The 16,791-nt window shown below is 75.9% G+C and carries 11 protein-coding genes and 1 pseudogene; 3 read left to right on the forward strand and 9 right to left on the reverse strand.

Annotated features, from left to right (window positions below):
• Nucleotides 1-9: 9 nt before the first annotated feature.
• The 8 genes from FRAAL_RS29275 to FRAAL_RS29310 all read right to left on the reverse strand — a co-directional run bounded on the left by FRAAL_RS29275 (nucleotide 10) and on the right by FRAAL_RS29310 (nucleotide 9,207).
• Nucleotides 10-2,571, reverse strand: a complete 2,562-nt coding sequence (locus FRAAL_RS29275) for a helicase-associated domain-containing protein (RefSeq protein ID WP_011607741.1) — start codon at nucleotides 2,569-2,571, stop codon at nucleotides 10-12.
• Nucleotides 2,572-2,613: 42 nt separating this feature from the next.
• On the reverse strand, nucleotides 2,614-3,132 hold the full coding sequence (locus FRAAL_RS29280) for a hypothetical protein (protein WP_041939960.1): 519 nt from the start codon (nucleotides 3,130-3,132) through the stop codon (nucleotides 2,614-2,616).
• A 409-nt stretch (nucleotides 3,133-3,541) separates the two neighbouring features.
• Nucleotides 3,542-5,227, reverse strand: a complete 1,686-nt coding sequence (locus FRAAL_RS29285) for a hypothetical protein (protein ID WP_231861421.1) — start codon at nucleotides 5,225-5,227, stop codon at nucleotides 3,542-3,544.
• Between the two features lie 457 nt (nucleotides 5,228-5,684).
• Nucleotides 5,685-6,122: a DUF3180 domain-containing protein gene (locus FRAAL_RS29290; protein WP_041939961.1), complete on the reverse strand. Its 438-nt coding sequence runs from the start codon at nucleotides 6,120-6,122 to the stop codon at nucleotides 5,685-5,687.
• Nucleotides 6,119-6,736 (reverse strand): 2-amino-4-hydroxy-6-hydroxymethyldihydropteridine diphosphokinase, encoded by a 618-nt coding sequence (gene folK / locus FRAAL_RS29295; RefSeq protein ID WP_041941142.1) that lies wholly within the window; start codon nucleotides 6,734-6,736, stop codon nucleotides 6,119-6,121. Before folK ends, FRAAL_RS29290 begins: the two co-directional genes overlap by 4 nt.
• A 4-nt stretch (nucleotides 6,737-6,740) precedes the next feature.
• A complete protein-coding gene (gene folB / locus FRAAL_RS29300) occupies nucleotides 6,741-7,172 on the reverse strand; it encodes a dihydroneopterin aldolase (RefSeq protein WP_011607746.1) in 432 nt (143 codons plus the stop codon).
• Nucleotides 7,173-7,240: 68 nt separating this feature from the next.
• On the reverse strand, nucleotides 7,241-8,302 hold the full coding sequence (folP, locus tag FRAAL_RS29305) for a dihydropteroate synthase (protein ID WP_011607747.1): 1,062 nt from the start codon (nucleotides 8,300-8,302) through the stop codon (nucleotides 7,241-7,243).
• The gene (locus FRAAL_RS29310) at nucleotides 8,299-9,207 is read right to left on the reverse strand and encodes a GNAT family N-acetyltransferase (RefSeq protein WP_011607748.1); all 909 of its coding nucleotides are present in this window, start codon (nucleotides 9,205-9,207) and stop codon (nucleotides 8,299-8,301) included. The genes folP and FRAAL_RS29310 overlap by 4 nt, the downstream gene beginning before the upstream one ends.
• A 786-nt stretch (nucleotides 9,208-9,993) precedes the next feature.
• On the opposite strand from FRAAL_RS29310, the gene FRAAL_RS29315 reads away from it, so the two are divergent.
• Nucleotides 9,994-11,583, forward strand: a complete 1,590-nt coding sequence (locus FRAAL_RS29315) for an NsdA family TPR-like regulatory protein (protein WP_041939962.1) — start codon at nucleotides 9,994-9,996, stop codon at nucleotides 11,581-11,583.
• A gap of 47 nt (nucleotides 11,584-11,630) precedes the next feature.
• On the forward strand, nucleotides 11,631-12,584 hold the full coding sequence (locus FRAAL_RS29320) for an aminoglycoside phosphotransferase family protein (protein WP_011607752.1): 954 nt from the start codon (nucleotides 11,631-11,633) through the stop codon (nucleotides 12,582-12,584).
• An 89-nt stretch (nucleotides 12,585-12,673) separates the two neighbouring features.
• On the opposite strand, the pseudogene FRAAL_RS35455 reads toward FRAAL_RS29320, so the two are convergent.
• Nucleotides 12,674-13,453 (reverse strand): annotated as a pseudogene (locus tag FRAAL_RS35455) (phosphatase PAP2 family protein); the annotation flags it as partial.
• Nucleotides 13,454-13,674: 221 nt separating this feature from the next.
• Here FRAAL_RS35455 and FRAAL_RS29330 point away from each other — a divergent pair.
• Complete coding sequence (locus FRAAL_RS29330) at nucleotides 13,675-16,791, forward strand: nucleotide-binding protein (RefSeq protein ID WP_041939963.1); 3,117 nt, start codon at nucleotides 13,675-13,677, stop codon at nucleotides 16,789-16,791.

Below are 16,791 nucleotides of genomic sequence, written 5' to 3' on the forward strand. Positions count from 1 at the left end.
GCCCACGGCTCAGCTCGGGTCGGCCGCGTCCGGCGTGGCCGCCGTCCAGTCCGCCGGCGTCGCGGCGCCACCGGCACCGAACCCCTCGTCGATGTCGGCGACCCCGGTCACCCGGTGCAGGGCGAAACGGCGCGGGCCCGCGCTGAGCTCGTCCCAGGCTGTCAGCCAGCCGCCGTCCACCGCGGTCGGCCGCACGATCCGGTCACTGGGCGTGCCCTGCTGGTCGACGTACCCGAGCAGGACCCGACGCCGGTCCCGGACGGCGCCCTGCAACATCACCAGGATCAGCGGGGCGGAGCGGGTGAGTCCGATCTCGGCGCCGGCGACGCCACCGGCCGCCCGCAGCGCCCGCGCGCTGTCGTCACCGCGGCGGACCAGCCGCAGCACGTCGCGCGCCTGCGCGAGCCGCCCGTCGGCGACGTCGACCGGCGCCGGGCGCGGCCTGGCCGGGGTCCGGTGGGCGGCCGGCCGGCTGAGCACCACCCTGCCGTCGGGAGCCTCGGCGACCGGCGCGTAGCCCGCGGCGCGCAGGCCGGCCAGCAACTCGCCCGTCGGCAGCGACGAGATGACGATGGTCGGCGCGATCCGACGCAGCCCCAGCGCCTGCGTGCGACGGCTCGCGACCACCTCGGCGAGCAGCGCGGTGTCGTCGCAGCGCAGGTAGCTCGACGCCGGACCGGCGCGCAGCCGGCCGTGCCGGCGGGCGGTGTCGTCGATCAGGTAGGTCAGTCCCTGGGGAACGCCGGTGCGGCCCAGGCGACCGAGCGCGGCGTGGATGTCCTCGGCGACCAGCCCCGAGTCGAACCCCCGACGCAGCGACTCCTCCGAGAAGCGGTAGACGGTCGCGGCCCCGGACGACTCGACGTCCGCCATCCGCGCGAGCTGCGCGGCCACCCGGGGAACCAGCGGGCCGGGGGCGACCGCGGTCAGGTCCGCCTGCAGCAGCAGCTCCTCGACCGGTTCGGGCAGCAGCGGCGCCAGCGCGTCGGCGAGCCGGGCGCACAGCGCCGCGTCCCCACCGGCCGGCCGGCTCGGCAGGCCGACGACCCGCGCCGGGTCGGCGCTCTCCTCGTCGAGCTGCGCGGCCAGCAGGCGCCCGACGGCGCTGGGTGCGCCCCGCCCGGTCAGACCGAGCAGCTCCGCCTCCGCGAGCGTGCCGTCGATCATGCCGGCCAGCAGCGTGCCGGCCCGCCGCGGCGCCCGCCAGGTCAGCAGGGCGCGCAGCGACTCGCCGGTCGGTGCCACCCCGGCCGGCGCCGCCGCGAGTGCGCGCAGCACCTGGGCCCGCAGATCCGGCGCGTTGGAACGGCGGACCTCCAACGACAACGCGGCGATCTGGCGGCCCCGCTCGTCGCGCTCGCCCACCAGCCAGGCGGCGCTCGGTGACCGCAGCCAGCCCTCGACGAGCACCGCCCACCGCGCCGCGACCAGGTCGGTGCCCCAGCGGTCGTAGGCGGCGGTGGGCACGTACTGGACGTCAACGCCGGCGGTGGCGTCGACGAGTCCGGCGGCCGCCGCGAGCTCCACGACGAAGGCGGCGGTCCGCTCGTCGGTGTCGAGCAGCTTGGCGGTCGCGCGCAGGTCGCGCACGCTCAGGCCGCCGGTGCGCAGCGGCGTCACGGGCGTCGTGCCCCACGCCTCAAGCAGCGTGGTGACCCAGCGCACGACGGTGTCCGCGGCGAGCGCGGCCGCGGCGTCGGCGGCCGAGGCGCCGACAGCGCCGCCGGTCAGCTCGGGCGGATGCGGATGCAGCCGGCCGGCCGGCTCGTCGCCGCGCACCGCGAGGCCCACCTCCCGGGGCAGCTCGACGGTGTCGTCGTCGATCCCGACCAGCAGACCCCGGGCGAGCAGCTCCTCCACCGGGCTGCGGGCGGTGGCGACGGTGAGCAGCCGACCCGCCTCGGTGGTGGTGCCGAGCGCGGGCCCGGCCGCCAGCCGGAGCAGGAGCTGGTGGGCCCGTTCGGAACATCCGTCGAGCCAGCCGCGGACCCGGCTCGGTTCGGCGAACAGGTCGGCGATGGCGTCGACGAGGTCGGCTCGCACGGTGAACCTGCCCCCGGACTCCGTCGGATCCGTCGCGGCCGGGATCAGGTCCAGGGCGCCCGCGATCCTGGCGAGCTGGGTGTGCCGGTAGACCGACAGGCACTCCCGCACCGGTCGGCCGAGCCCGAGCGGCCGCGCCCCCACGAGGTCGACGACCATGCCGACGACCCGGAGTGCGCCGTCGTCACCCCAGAGCAGACCCAGCTCACGCAGCCGGCGCACCACCCCGGCGACCTCGTCGTGCCCGCAGAACGCGGTGAGCTCGGCGAGCGGCACCGGGGAGGGCAGGACGGTCAACGCCTCCAGCACCTCGCAGGCGAAGGTGTCGAGGCGTTCCAGGGCACGCGCGACGCTCACCCGGATCTCCAGCCGGGCGGCCAGGACGTCGAAGTCGGGGGGCGGTGGCGTCGCGAGATCGGGCCGCAGCAGGAAAAGCCGGATGATCGCCTCGTCGGGCAGCGCGCGCAACCAGCCCACGAGCGTCGTGGACTCGTCTGGCGCGCGATCGGCCGGCATCGACACCATCATGACGGTAGCTGGCCCGGCGGCGGCCGGACACAGCGCCGCGACCTACCCCGAACGCGCCGCGTCACCCGTCCGCAGGACGGAGTCGCAACCCCGGCGGACGCCGCCGTCACGGCGGACCGGCGGCGCCCCGGCGACCTGAAGGTCCGCGCGCCGCATGGTCGGGCCGCCACCGCCGCCCGCCCCGAGTCCGAGCCGGGCCGTGCCGACCTGGTCCAGCACCCAGCCGCAGCAGGTGTCCCAGCGCAGCACGGCGATCGCCGGATCGGTGCCACCCGGGGTGCGCAGGACGGCGAACGCCCAGTCCGGCGCGCCGGTCGAGGTACGGATGCCGGTGATGCGCAGGTCCGCCGCGACCGTGGCGACCAGCGGGCTGTCGAGCACGGCGGCGGCGATCGCGGCGGCCTCGGCCTCGGTCGCCGGGCGACCGGGGCCGTCGGAGACGTCGGCCGTGGTGGCCCCCGTCCCCGTGAGACCCGGCGCCGTCCAGTCCCGCTGCGGCACCCCGCGACCGGCGTCGCCAGCCAGCGGGACCGCAGGGGCTACTGCGAGTCTCGGACGCACGTGGCCTCCTTGGATGCCTTGGCAGGCCAGGGCACGCATTCGGTCGAACATCGGCGACCAGGCTGCCCGGCGGTTGCGGGCGCTCACGAGACGAGGCCGACGGAATGCGACAGACCTACCAATACCGATTGGACACGCCGAGGACCGCCGAACGCAAGGGGATTCGGCAAACTGGGACGCATCAATTTCGGCCGGGTCCGCTTCCCCCTCCTCGGGGGCGGGGAACGTCACACGCAACCTAGATCGCAGGTTACCCGAACATTGACTTGATCACACGCAAGGGCGACCATAAAGCGACAAGCTCGACAACGGCGACAACAATGCCCCTCCACCTGACAAACCGGTAACTATGTCACCGCCTGCGACGGCATTCCCACCCGGACCACCAAAACGGCCACCTGTCGGGCCCTCAGCGCAGCGCGTCGACCCGATCGACGAGGAACGTCAGGTGGTTTGCGCGGCCCCAGTCCGCGATCCGCGAGATCGTTCCGGCGTCCCCGGGCAACGCCAGCGTCCGGCCGAGCGACACCCCGACGACAAGCGCCACCAGCACGAGCACGGCCTGCAGCAGGCCGGGCCGACGGCGCCCGCCCGGGCGAGCGCCAGGCCCGCCGACCGGTCCGCCCGTCCGGGCACGTCCGTAGCCGCGTTCGCGCGCACCCCGGCGGTCGTGTGAGTCGTCGCGGTCGTGCGGGTCGTCACGGTCGTACGGGTCGCGGTCGTACGAGTCGTCACGGTCGTACGGGTCCGGCGGCGGGCGCCCCTCCTCGGGCGGGCGGTCGAATCGCCCGCGAGGTCGGTCGTCTCGGCGCACGGCCGTGCCCCCGGTGGGCCCGCCGGCCTGCGGCGATCGCCCGGAGGTCCGGGCCCGCCGGTCATCCGGGAGGCGGTGACCCGCCCCCAGTCGCTCGGCGCCGGCGGGTGGCCGCGTCCCGTCCCGGGTCGCCCCGCGGGGCTGCCAGCCCTCGCGGACGGCGGGCTGATAGCCGGTGAAGCTGACTTCGTCCAGCGCCGAGCCGCCGTCCGGACTCCGTCCGCGGGGGCCGGCCGGCCCCGGTTCACCGACCGGGACCGCCCGCTGCACGCCGGTGAAGCTGACCCGGTCGAGCAGGCTGGGCGCGGCGGGCAGATCGCTGGTCGGGCCGGCGGCGGGGCGCGGCTCGGGCTGACGGAGCTCCCGGTCCCGGTGGCGAGGATCCCGATCGCGGGGATCGCCGTGGCGAAGATCCGGATCGCGGCGATCGCCGTGGCGGGGATCGCCGTGGCGGGAGTCTGGGTGACGAGCGTCCGGACGGCGAGGGTCCGGACGGCGAGCGTCCGGCGCCCCGGGGACGGGGGCGACCGTGGCCTGCCGACGCTGGTCGGGAAAGCGCCGGCCGCCCGGCGGATCGACCGCGGGAAAGTCGCTACGGCCCGGCGGATCGGCGTCCCGGAATCCCCGCCAGGCCGGCGGGGCATCATCCCGAAAGCCGGTCGGCGGCGGCGCCGGTTCGCCGCCGAACTCCGCGTACGCCGGCCGTCGCCGAATTCCGGCGAGGTCCGATCGGTCGAACCGGTCGGACCGATCGGACCGGTTCGACCGATCGGACGGATCAGCCAGCGGATCACCGCCCGGAGTGCGGTCGGCGGGATCGGGACGCCACGGGCCCGGCGGCGGTACCTCCGCGGGATCGAACGGCACCACCTCGGCCCCGCCGGCCGTGGGATTGCCGAAGGCCACAGCTCGAAACGTCTGGCGGGCCCGGCCCTGCGGCGCTCGCCCGGAGGGTGGAGGGACGGCCGGGGGCACGTCGGCGGACCGAGTCGGCAGGCCACCGTCCGGGGGCTGCGCGGTCATCATGTCCGCCGGGTCGAACCCGGTCACGGCCGCGATGCGCTCGGCCCGGGGCTCGGGGCGCCTGGTGGGGCCGGTCTGCAGGGTGCCGAAGGCGACGATCCGGCCGCCCCCGGTCTGCTCCAGCCCGGGTGGGTCCGCGTACCGAGCCGGCTCCGGAGGCGGGAGAGGGGGCGGGGCCGGGAGAGGGGGCGGGGCGCGTCGGCCGGCGTCGGACGGGTAGCCCCGCGCACCATCGCGGCTCCGGCCCTCAGCGACCACCACCCGCACCTTCCCGCCTTCGCGTCCTGCCACCGCGACATCGGCCGATCAGCAAAATTCTTGCCAATCACCACAAGGTGGTCTTAACACGGACAACCCTGGCACCGATCGGGGTCACATGCGGCGATTCACCTCAGAGTAGCTCCGGTGTCGAGCTGCCCAACAACCAGCTCGGCGGTCATGACCAGCCCCGATCCGCCCACCGCGGGCACCGGGAGACGGCAGGCTCGTTCGGGCCAGCACAGTCGTACCCCGGCAGGTCGGGACGCCGGGCGGCGGGTCGGGCCCGCCCGCACCAGGCGCGGGAGTCCGACCGGGGCGGCGCCGATTCCCGTGCCGCCCCGGCACAGTAGTTGCGGTACGTCCTGCATGGTCTGACGCGGCGAACCGTGCACACCGCGCCGCAGCCCAAGCCACGCAGGCCGGCACCGAACACCGGAGTCGGTGAGCGGCTGCGCTACTGCTTCTTGACCCGGCACACTCGTTCCAGGACCAGCCCGCCGACGACGAGCACGACGGCGGCGGCCAGGCCGAGCCCCGCGCTGATCGCGTCGCCGCCCGCGGTCGGGAACTCGTCCGTCCGCGGCGTGGTGTACGCGAGCGCGCCCGCCCAGGCCCCCGCGAGCGCCGCTCCCACGACCGAGCTGGCCTTCGCCAGGGCCGCCAGGCGGGCAACGGTGAGCGGCAGGATCGGCCGGGTGCCCGGCCGGCCCTCCAACCGGTGCCGGGTCTGGGCGGCGACCTGAAGCTCGATGACCCCGATGACCAGCACCGACAGCGACGCCGTGCGGGGCAGCGTGGGAATGGACCGGTAAGCCCACCACAGCAGCAGGTAGCCGAGGATCCCGAACACGACCGCGGCCAGTGCGAGATCGCGCGGTCGGGTGGGTCTCACGCCGACGCACCGCCTGCACCGAGCTCCCCGGCCGAGGTGGACGTCCTGGCGGTGCCGGACGGATCGGGGCCGGACGGATCGGGGCCGGACGGATCGGGGCCGAGCCGGCCGGAGGCCCGCCGCAGGCCGGCGAGCTCCCCGGCGCTCGCCATCCTGGCGACCAGGTCCGCGACCCGGCCGTGATCCGGCAGGGTCGCCTCGGGGTCGACGTCCAGCCAGGGAACGCAGACGAAGGCCCGCAGGTGCGCCCGCGGGTGCGGGATGATGATCTCTGGGTCGTCGCTGTGCAGCGTGCCGAGGGCGATCACGTCCACGTCGAGCGTGCGCGGCCCCCACCGCAGGGTCCGCGTCCGCCGCGCCCGCTCCTCGACGGCACGCACGGCAGCCAGCAGCTCCCGCGGTGGCGCCGGCGCCGTCAGCACGACCGCGTTGAGGTAGTCGTCCTGCTCGGGACCGCCCACGGGGTCGGTCTCGTACACCGACGAGCATGCCCTCACGCCGAGGAGCTCGTCGAGCTGGCGCACGGCGGCCCGCAGCAGCGCCCAGCGGTCACCCAGGTTCGAGCCGAGCGCCAGCACCGCGTGGGCGGCCTCGGCCATCGGGTCAGCGGCCATCGGGTCAGCGGCCATCGGGGGCGGGGCCGATCGGAGGCGGCGGGACCGGGGGTCGGGCCCGGGTCACGGTGACGGCGACATCCCTGAAGGGGAGCGGGATCGGCGCAGCCGGCTTGTGCACGGTCACCTCGGCGCGCACCACCCGGTCAGCGCGCAGGCAGGCGGCGACGAGACGCAGGGCCAGGGTCTCGATCAGATCCACCGGCGGCCCGCCGACGATCTCGGCGAGCGTCTCGGCGAGCTCGCCGTAGTGGACGGTGCGGGTGACGTCGTCGTCGCGCGCCGCCGCGGAGACGTCCAGCCAGACGACGGCGTCGATGACGAACTCCTGGCCGAGTTCCCGTTCGGCGGCCAGCACCCCGTGGTGGCCGCGGACCCGCAACCCGGTCAGGGTGATCCGGTCCAGCGGCACGTCGCCAGGCCCGGCCCCGACCAACTCCGACCGACCCGCCTCCGACCGGCCCGCCTCCGACCGACCCGGCTCCGAGCCGTCCGTCACCGGGCTCACCACGGCACCTCCCGCTCCCCCGCACAGCCGGGCGTGGCCGCGGGTCGGGCCCGGCGACTCGGCCCCGACTCGACGCTGCCGCCGCCGCTGCTGCCCGTGCCCCGGGCCGGGCCGGCGCCGGTCCGCGGCGCCGTGCCCAGCCGCGGCCGGTGCTCGGCCGAACCGCCGGCGGTGCCGGGCACGACCACCGGCAGACTCGCGGTCCTCGCCGCGTCCCCGGCACCGCCCTGCCGCCATGCCCGCACGACGCGCACCGCGTCGGCCGCCGGTCGCACCGCGTGCACGCGCACGGCCCACACACCGGCGGCGGCCAACAGCGCGGTGGTCGCCTGCGTGGCGTCGTCGCGCTCGTCGCTCGGGCGCGCCAGCGCGCCCCCGGTGGCCAGGACCGTGCCGAGGAAGGACTTGCGCGACGTGCCCACCAGCAGCGGCCGGCCGAGGGCGGCGAACGCGTCGATGTTGTTCAACAGCGCCCAGTTGTGCGCCGCCGTCTTGGCGAAGCCGATTCCCGGGTCGAGGATCACTCGCTCCGGCGCGACCCCGGCGGCGACGACCACCTCCAGCCGCGCAGCGAGCTCGGCGATCACCTCTGAGACGACGTCGCCGTAGACGGCTCGGCTGGACATGTCGACGCTGGGCCCGCGGGCATGCATGAGCACATAGTGAACGCCGCGGTCGGCCACCAGGGCGAGCAGATCCGGGTCGCAGCCGCCGGAGACGTCGTTGACCAGCACCGCCCCCGCGTCGACGGCGGCGGCGGCCACCGAGACCCGGCTGGTGTCGACGCTGACCCGTACCCCGGCGGCGGCGAGCTCGGCGACGACCGGCAACACCCGGCGCATCTCCTCCGAGGCGACCACCCGGGACGCGCCCGGCCGGGTCGACTCGCCGCCGACGTCGATGAGATCGGCACCCTCGTCCACCATCCGCAGCCCGGCCCGCACCGCGTCCACCGGGTCGAGGAACGTGCCGCCGTCGGAGAACGAGTCGGGCGTGACGTTGACGACGCCCATCACCCTGGTGAGGCCATCCGGCTCGAGGAGGTCGTCGACGCTCACGCGACCCCCGTCCCCGCCGGCCCGCCGTCCCGGGCAGCCGGCAGGTCCCGGGCAGCCGAGAGCGGCGCCCGGCGGTAGGAGTACCGGTAGACCGGCCGGAAGCCGAGATCGGCGTACAGACCCCTGGCCACGGTGCTGACCTCCTCAACCTGGAGATAGGCGTGCGTGGCTCCGCGCGCCCCGGCCCACTGCGCGAGCGCGGCGACGACGCGGCGCGCCGCGCCCCGGCCGCGGGCCGCGGGCAACGTCGCCATGCTGTAGATGCCCAGCCAGCGATCGTCGGCGACACCACGGCCCACCGCCACCGGCGCACCGTCGACGGTCAGCGTCACATAGACGGTGGGCAGGCGCAGCGCCGAGAGCACGGCGAGGGTACCGGCCCGCTGCCCGTCGAAGGTGGCGAGCACCTGCCCGGCGACCCGCAGCCACGCGTCGCCGGGCACGTGGGCCGTGGTCACCGCGAGCGAGGTCGATGTCGACGGCGATGTCGACGGCGATGTCGACGTCGACGTCAGCGCCCCGAGCGGCGCCACGCACACGTCGGTGGGCCCCGTGTCGTCGTAGCCGGCGGCGTCGAGCACGGTGGCAAGCTGCGACGGCTCGGTGACGGGGGTCTGCTGGAAGGTGGGCGGCAGGCCGGCGGCGGCGTAGAAGTCGGTGACCGCGGCCAGCGCGGCCGGCACGTCGGGCACGCCGCCATGCGCCCAGACCGAGTTCCCGCGCCGGGACGAGCCGGCGGAGGCCCGCAGCGTCCAGCCGCCGATCTCGATCTGCCGCAGCGGCGGCCACGCCCGGTGGGCCACGGCCTCGAGCTCGCGGGCCACCGACGCCTCGGCCGCGGGTAGATCGGCCCGCGGGCCGATCAGCGGGTCCGACGCGCAGGGCGCCGCCTGGTCACCGGGCACGGCGCGCCCCGGTCGACCGGGCCGGTCCGCGCCCCCGGCGCGACCTGCTGGAGTGGGAGTTCTGCTGGGCCGCATCCGCCATCATCCCGAGGCTACCGACCCGATGGCGTCGATGGACGGCGGCACAGGTCGGATGAGCACCACCTCTGTACCCCACCCAGCAGCGGCAACCATGACCGAATGTCATAATTTCCGAACTATTGCCGCTTCGTTCCCATTCTGGCGCAGACCGACGGTCGGTTGCCACCGGCGACCGATCCGGCCTCACCACGCAAGGCCGGCGGATTCCGACGGCACCTGCACAATCCTTCACCGTTCGGTCCGGTCAGGACGTGATTTCCTTCTCCCGCGGCCGCCGGAACCGGTCTCGGCGCAGCCCCACCAGGCGATCGAGAGCCGCCGGCCACAACAAGATCAATTGTGGAAACCTCGGAGAAACACCACGTAGAGCCACAATGACCGGCACATTGCGGCTGCTTCATCGTCACCCTCCGGCGCAGTGGTCCTCCTACTATCGAGAACGAGGAACCGGGAGAGCCGGGTCACCACGACCGGCGTGATCGGCCGGTGGCAGCGTCGCCACCGCGCGATCGCCGGAACAGCCGGCCATCGACCGCCGAAGCAGACCGGACCGCCGCCGGAGCAGCCGGTGGTCACGGAACCCGTCAGATCGCGTGGTCTCACTGTGCGCTTCCGACGGGTTGCCCCTCGAAGCGGACCTCGCCCCTCGCTACCTTGTCAACACGGTCGCAGACCGTGATGTCTTCGGAAGGAAGGACGCGCGGCATGCCGCAGTCGAGCGGATCTTCACCGGGCCGTGGAGCCGACCACGGGTCCTCGGGTCCGACCGGTCGCTCCGGCCCTCTCCCGGTGCGGCGAGCGACGAGCGAGTCGATCAGCATCCCGCCGGCCCGCACCCCCCCGGATGATCATCCGGAAGACTACCTGCCGGAGCCGCCCGCGCAGCCGCCGGTCGACCGGTGCGACCTCGGCCCCATCAGCGCGCCGTCCGCCCAGCGGCTCTGGGCCGCGGACGACCTCGCGGACCTGGCCCGTGCCGCGTCCCTGTTCGGCCAGGATCCAGTCGGCCCCGGGAGCACCATCGGGAGCGGGAGCACCATCGGGAGCGGGAGCCCGATCGGTTCCGGCTGGTCGGCGGGTGGCCCGCACCCGTCGTGCGCGGCGCCGTCGACGCATCCGGCCACCCTGTCCCTGACGATGTTCGGCGGCCCGGCCGCGTTCGCGCCGACCACGGCCGGGCCCGCGCCCGCCGACGCCGCACCCCCGGCCGCGCGGCCCGCGGCCCCGGGCGTCTCCGACCGACGCCAGTTCCACCGCTACGCCGGCGCGGCGATGATGACCGCGATCCTCGCCGAGGGCCAGATCATGGAGGTCTCCGACGTCCTCGCGGCCAGTCCCATCCAGCTTGCGCTGGAGCGGGCGGACGACATGCTCGGCGACCTCCTCGACGCCCACGAGGCGACCCCACCGGCGCACATCTTCGCCCAGACCGCCCGCCTGCGCCGGGGGCTGGAACGACTCGGCCGCCGCTCGATGCCGACCGGCGACGCCCGTCGCCGCGACGTGCTCACCGGGCGGGTCGCGGTCCTCGGCGCCGACGCGGCCTTCAAACTCGGCGACATCGAGACCGCCCGGTCGCTGACCGCCCTCGGTTTCCAGGCCGGGGGGCTCGCCGGGGAGGGGGCACTGCGCGGCTCCGCCCGGGAAGTCGCCGCGGTCAACGAGTTCTACGCCGGCCGCCCCGACGAGGCCCTCCGCCTCGCCCGCGACGGGCTGACCCACGTCGGCGACGGACCCGTGCGCGCGCGGCTCACCTGCCAGGTGGCCCGTGCCCTGGCCGCCCTCGGTGATGTGCGCGGCGCCGCCCAGGCGTTGGACCAGGCCTACGATCTGGCGGATCTGATCCCACCGGACCAGTGGGGCCGGCCGGGGCCGAGTTTCGAGAACTTCAACCCGGTCGAGGTGTCCTACAACGCCACCACCGCGCTGTGCCTGCTCGGCCGGCCGAAGGCGGCGCAGGAGCACGCCGAACTCGCCCTGCCGAAGCTCGACGCGATGAACGCCCCCGGCTTCCGTTCGGTCATCCGGCTGGACCTCGCCCTCGCCCTCGCCCGCCAGGGCCGCCTGGAGCTCGAACGGGTGTGCGACCTGGCCACCGAGGCCATCCAGATCTCCTGGGGACGCACGGTCGCCTCCGTTTCCGGGCGCGCCGACCAGCTCCTGTCCGCGACCCGTCCGCACAGCGAGGTGCGGGAGGTCCGGGACCTCGCGCTGCTCGTCCGGGAATGGCAGCGCTCCGCCGCCGGGCAACGTCCCGGACCGGGTGCGGTCACCGCCCCGGGCCTGACCGTCTGATCGGGCACCCCGACCCGGGGTGTCCCTCGATCGGGAGGACCGCGGCGATGGCCGACGACAGTCCTGCTCGGCACGATCCACCCGGCCCGCCGCGGCGGGCCCGTTTCACGGCGGCAGCCACCCGTCGCGCGGTGGCCGAGCTCGCCGCCCGCGCCGGGCTCGACGACGCCGGCGCCGTCCTGGTCAAACGGACGGTGAACGCGGTGTACCGATTACCCCGCGCGGGAGCGGTCATGCGCATCACCGGTTCCGCCGCGATGACGCACCGGGTGGCGAAGGTCGTCCGTGTTGCCGGCTGGCTGGCCGATCGGCGCGCCCCGGCCGTCCGCCTCCTGCCCGGCGTGCCCGCCCCGGTCGAGGCCGGTGGCTTCGTCGCGACCGTCTGGATCGACGCGACGCCCGCCGGAGCACCGTCCGCCGGCCCGGCCCCGCACACCGGCGACCTCGCCGCCCTGCTGCGCGTCCTGCACACCCTCGACCCGCCCAGTCCACCGCTGCCCCGCTGGGACCCCCTCGACGACGTCCGGCGCCGATTATCGGACGCGGAGGTGTTGGCCGGCGCCGACCGCCGGTTCCTGGAACGGATGACCGAACGCGTCGCCGCGGCGCTCGATCACGTCCGCTACGCCCTGCCCACCGTCGTCGTGCACGGCGACGCCCACCTCGGCAACCTGATCCGGGCGGCGGACGGCCGGGTACTGATGTGCGACTTCGACGCCACGAGCCTCGGCCCGGCCGAATGGGACCTCGTGCCGGTCGCGGTCGGCCGCAGCCGGTTCGGCCACGATCCCCAGGCCCACCGCGACCTCGCCCGCGGGTACGGCTTCGATGTCACGTCCTGGGAGGGCTATGCCGTCCTGCGAGCCGTGCGCGAGCTGAAGCTGGTCACCAGCGTCCTGCCCGTGCTGGCCAGCAGCGCGACCGTCGCGGCCCAGTTCCGGATCCGGATCGACAGCCTGCGCCACCGGGACCACGACGCCCGCTGGTCACCGTACCGGTGACCCTGCTCCCCCGAAGCCGGGCCCGCCGGCCCGGCGCGCCCGGCGGCGAGTGCACCCGGCTGCCACGGACGCAGCAGAGCCGCCATCCCCAGCGCCCACGCGACGCCGAGAAGGTAGCCGCCGACGACGTCGGACACGAAGTGCACCCCCAGCCCGAGCCGGGAGAAACCGGTCAGCGCGACGATCAGGCCCCACCCGACCCACCAGGGCCACGGCGCCCGGCGACCGGTGACGGCCCGGACTGCGACGAGGCAGACGACGGCGGCGACCATCGCGCCGAGCGCGTGCCCGGAGGGGAAGCTGAGCCCGGCGGCGTGCGCCACCGGATTGGTGAACGACGGCCTGGCCCGCCCGATCAGGTCCTTGAACCCCGTCACCAGCAGGCCCCCGGCGCCGACCGTGACCAGGGTGAACACCGCCAGTCGCCGGGTGGCCGCAGGATCGGCCCGGCCCACGCCACCGCGGCCGGAACGCCACCACAGCACGGCGGCGCCGACCGCCGCGATCACCCGGAAGACCGTCGGGTGGAAGATCTCGCTCACCCAGCGCAGGGCCGTCACCAGCCATCCCGTGGTGGCCGCCAGCCGACCGAGCGCCTCCGCGACGTCGGCGTCGTTCTCCACCACCGGCATCCAGCCGACGTCGACCATGATCGCAAGTATCACGAACGCCAGGGCGGCGGCCTGCGCCCCCCGGCGAATCCCGCGGGTTCCCGATGGCATCGTCGTGTCCCTGCCCAGCTTCGTCCGGCTTATCCCGGGCAGCGCCCGGCTCTCGAACCGCGCGAGCTGGGCGTTGCCGAGGCGATACGGGCGAGGCACGACGGATGGGACACACCGGCCCGTGCGGTCCGTCCTCCCGCATGTCATTCTGGTTCAACCCGCCGGACCCGTCCGGCCGGCCACGTCCTGCCACAGACGGTCGGTTCAGCTCGCCTCGAACCGACGTACCGTCCCCCCGCACGGGCGTCAGACAGCCCCGGCCGCATGGCTCGGCTCGCCCGATCGGAGGGGAGACCCTTGGACATCGCGGAGGGAAAGCCCGGATCGGAAGATCCAGCCCTGGGCCGCGCCGCCCGGGGAGTCCGGCCGTGAACGGCGACGGGCGAGAGATCAGCGCCATCCAGGTCGGCGGTGTGACCGACACCGAGCGGACCAGCGGTGACGCCGCGCGGCGCGAGGGCGATGCCAGGCTGGTCGCGGGCGACTCCGGGTGGGCCGCCGGCGACTCCGGGTGGGCCGCCGGCGGCACCGGGTGGACCGTCGGGGAGCCTGGGTGGACCGTCGAGGAGCCTGGGTGGACCGTCGACGAGCCTGGGCGCTCGCAGTCGCCCGTCCGTGGTTCGACCCGCGGGCCGGCCGGCGGAAGCGCGCTGCCGGGACCCGGGCATCCGTCCTGGCCGCAGGGCCGGCGGCCGGCGTCCTGGCCGGCAACCCCGCTCCCGGGCCAAGGAGCAGCGGGCGGTTCCGGGTGGTCCGCCGCGAGCACCGCCGGCCCCGGTCCCGCCGCGGGCCAGGGCTGGTCGGTCGACGCTGCCCCGCGCGGCGGTGACGCGGTCGCCCTGCCGTCCGAAGGGGCCGGTCACGCGGCGCCGCCGGCTGTCTCCGACACCTGGCCGTCGATCCCCCAGGCCGAGCCCGGCCCGGCCCCCGATCCGGCCCCGCAACCCGGTGGGACCAGCCGCAACGGCCGGATGCTGCCGATCGAGACACGCACGTTCGACCCGCTGCTCGACCGCCTCCCGCTGGCCCCGGGCGGGTCGTTCGGTCAGCCGTACCCGTCGGCCCCACCCGCGCAGACCCGCGCCTGGCGGGCGGAGCCGCTCCCGCCCGGCCCCCGGGCACAGCCGCCCGCCGCGCCGCCCCCGGCTGCCCCTGCGCCGCCCACCCCGCCGCTGCCGCCCACCCCCACCCCACCGCTGCCAGCCGCGCCCACGGCGCGCTACGCCACTCCGGTGATCCGCGGCGACGAGCGCCTGGGCGGTCCGGCCGGTTCGGGGTCCCTCCCCCCAGCCGGCACCGGTGCTGGCGCGCCCCCTGGCGAGCGCTTCGACGGGTACCGCCCCTCGACCGAGTACCCGGCTCCGCCACCCGGCAGCACGGCCACCGAGGCGATCGCCCTCGGTGGGCCGCTCACCGGGCCGGCGGCGCTTCCTGCCCCGCCGGGGCGCGTCCCCTCCTGGCTGCGCGACCCCACCGTGTCACCGGCCCGCCACCGGCCAGCGCCAGTGGACCCCGCGGCCTCGGTGGGCCGCGAGGGCCGCGGTCCCGGGCCCGACCCCCGGCGCCGGCTCCCGGCACCCGAGGCCCCGCACCCGGGCGAGACGCGCCAGCACCGCCCGCCCGCGCAGCCGCCCCACCCGGGCTGGGCCCACCAGGGCCGGCCGGCCGACCCACCCGGCCACGACCTACCCGGCCTCGACATGCCCCGCCGCGAGATACCGGCCCGCGACATGCCCGGCCGCGACGCGCCCCGGCCGGCGCCGCGCGTGGACAGTCATCGCCGCGTCATCCGGCAGGAGGCGCTCGGCCGCGGCGGCGCCCTCCCCACCCCGCCGCCCGTCGACGGTGCGCCGTACGGTGCCGGGCGGGCACCGGTCGGCCCGCCGCAGGGGTCGACCCCGTATCCCGACGACGGTTCCTACCGCCGGGCGAGCCGCCCGACGGATGCCGACCGGCAGCGCGCCCAGCGGAGCACCGGTTCCGGACGTCACCGCGGCGCCCGCACCGACCAGCCGCTGCGCACCGCCCAGCCGCCCCGCACCGGCCAGGCCCCCCAGATCAACCAAGGCCCCCAGATCAACCAGGCCCCCCAGACCGACCAGGAGTCCCGCACCGACCACACGCCCCGCACCGACCGGGAGTCCCGGGCGCGGCCGGACCAGGAACCCCGGCCGGACCGCGGCCCCCACCGCGAGCGCCGCCACCCCGCCCAGGACGTCGGCCCCCGCCGGGATGCGGAGATCCGTCCGGACCGCGGGCACCGCCAGGACTCAGCCGGCCGCCAGGACGGTGGGACGTGGTCGAGCCGCGGGGCGCGAGCCGGCCGTGGATCGCGGGCGGACTACGACCCCTACCCGGACGACGCTCCGTCGGTCTCGGCCGCTCCCTACGTCCCGTATCCGGACGGCGAGGCCCCCCTCGGCCAGACCCGACGGCACCGGGCGGACGGGTCCGACCCGTATCCGTCCGGGGAACACCCGTCCACCGGGACGACGCCGGGCGAGACCCGCCGGCCGACCGTCGCGCAGCCGGGGCCACGCGACGCGGGTGGCCGCGCCGGGCTGCTCACCAGCGCCCTGCTGCCCCCGCCGCCGCAGACGGCCTCCCGCGGTTGGCGCAAGCTCGTGTACCAGGTGTCGGCCGGCGCGGTGAATCCCGGGCCGTCGCCCGACGAGGTCCGCGATCGCCGGCAGCTCGCCCGCATCCGCACGCCGCTGCTGGACTGCCACCGGATCGCGGTGCTGTCCCTCAAGGGCGGGGTCGGCAAGACCACGACGACGGTGGCGGTCGGATCGACCCTGGCCAGCCTGCGGGGTGACCGGGTGGTGGCGATCGACGCGAACCCCGACCGCGGCACCCTCGGCTCGAAGGTGCCGCGCACCTCCGCGCACACCGTGCGGGAGCTGCTGGAAGATGCCCCGCGCCTGCACCGGTACGTGGACGTTCGCAAGTACCTGTCCCAGGCCGACTCGCGGCTGGAGGTGCTGGCCTCCGCCAACGACCCGGAGCTGTCCGACACCTTCGGCGCCGACGACTACCGGGCCGTGGACGATCTGCTCCAGCGGCACTACTCGATCCTGCTCACGGACTGCGGGACGGGCATCCTGCACAGCGCCATGCACGGGGTGCTGGAGCTCGCCGACACCCTGGTGATCGTGAGCAGCGCGACGGCGGACGGCGGCTCCAGCGCGAGCGCCACGCTGGACTGGCTGGACGCGCACGGGTACGCCGATCACGTTCGCGAGGCGGTCGCGGTGATCTCGATGTTCCCGGCGCAGGGCGAACGGGTCGACGTCGACGCTCTCGCCCGCCACTTCGAGGCGCGGACCCGGCGCGTGGTGCAGGTCCCCTTCGACCCGCACCTGGCCGACGGCGGGCGGATCGTGCTGTCGGACCTGAAGCGGGAGACCCGGACGGCCTACCGGGAGATCGCGGGAGCCGTTGCCGAACGCTTCGGCGAGGAGCGCGGCAGCGACCTCCGTTGA

Source organism: Frankia alni ACN14a (assembly GCF_000058485.1).
Taxonomy (GTDB): Bacteria; Actinomycetota; Actinomycetes; order Frankiales; family Frankiaceae; genus Frankia; species Frankia alni.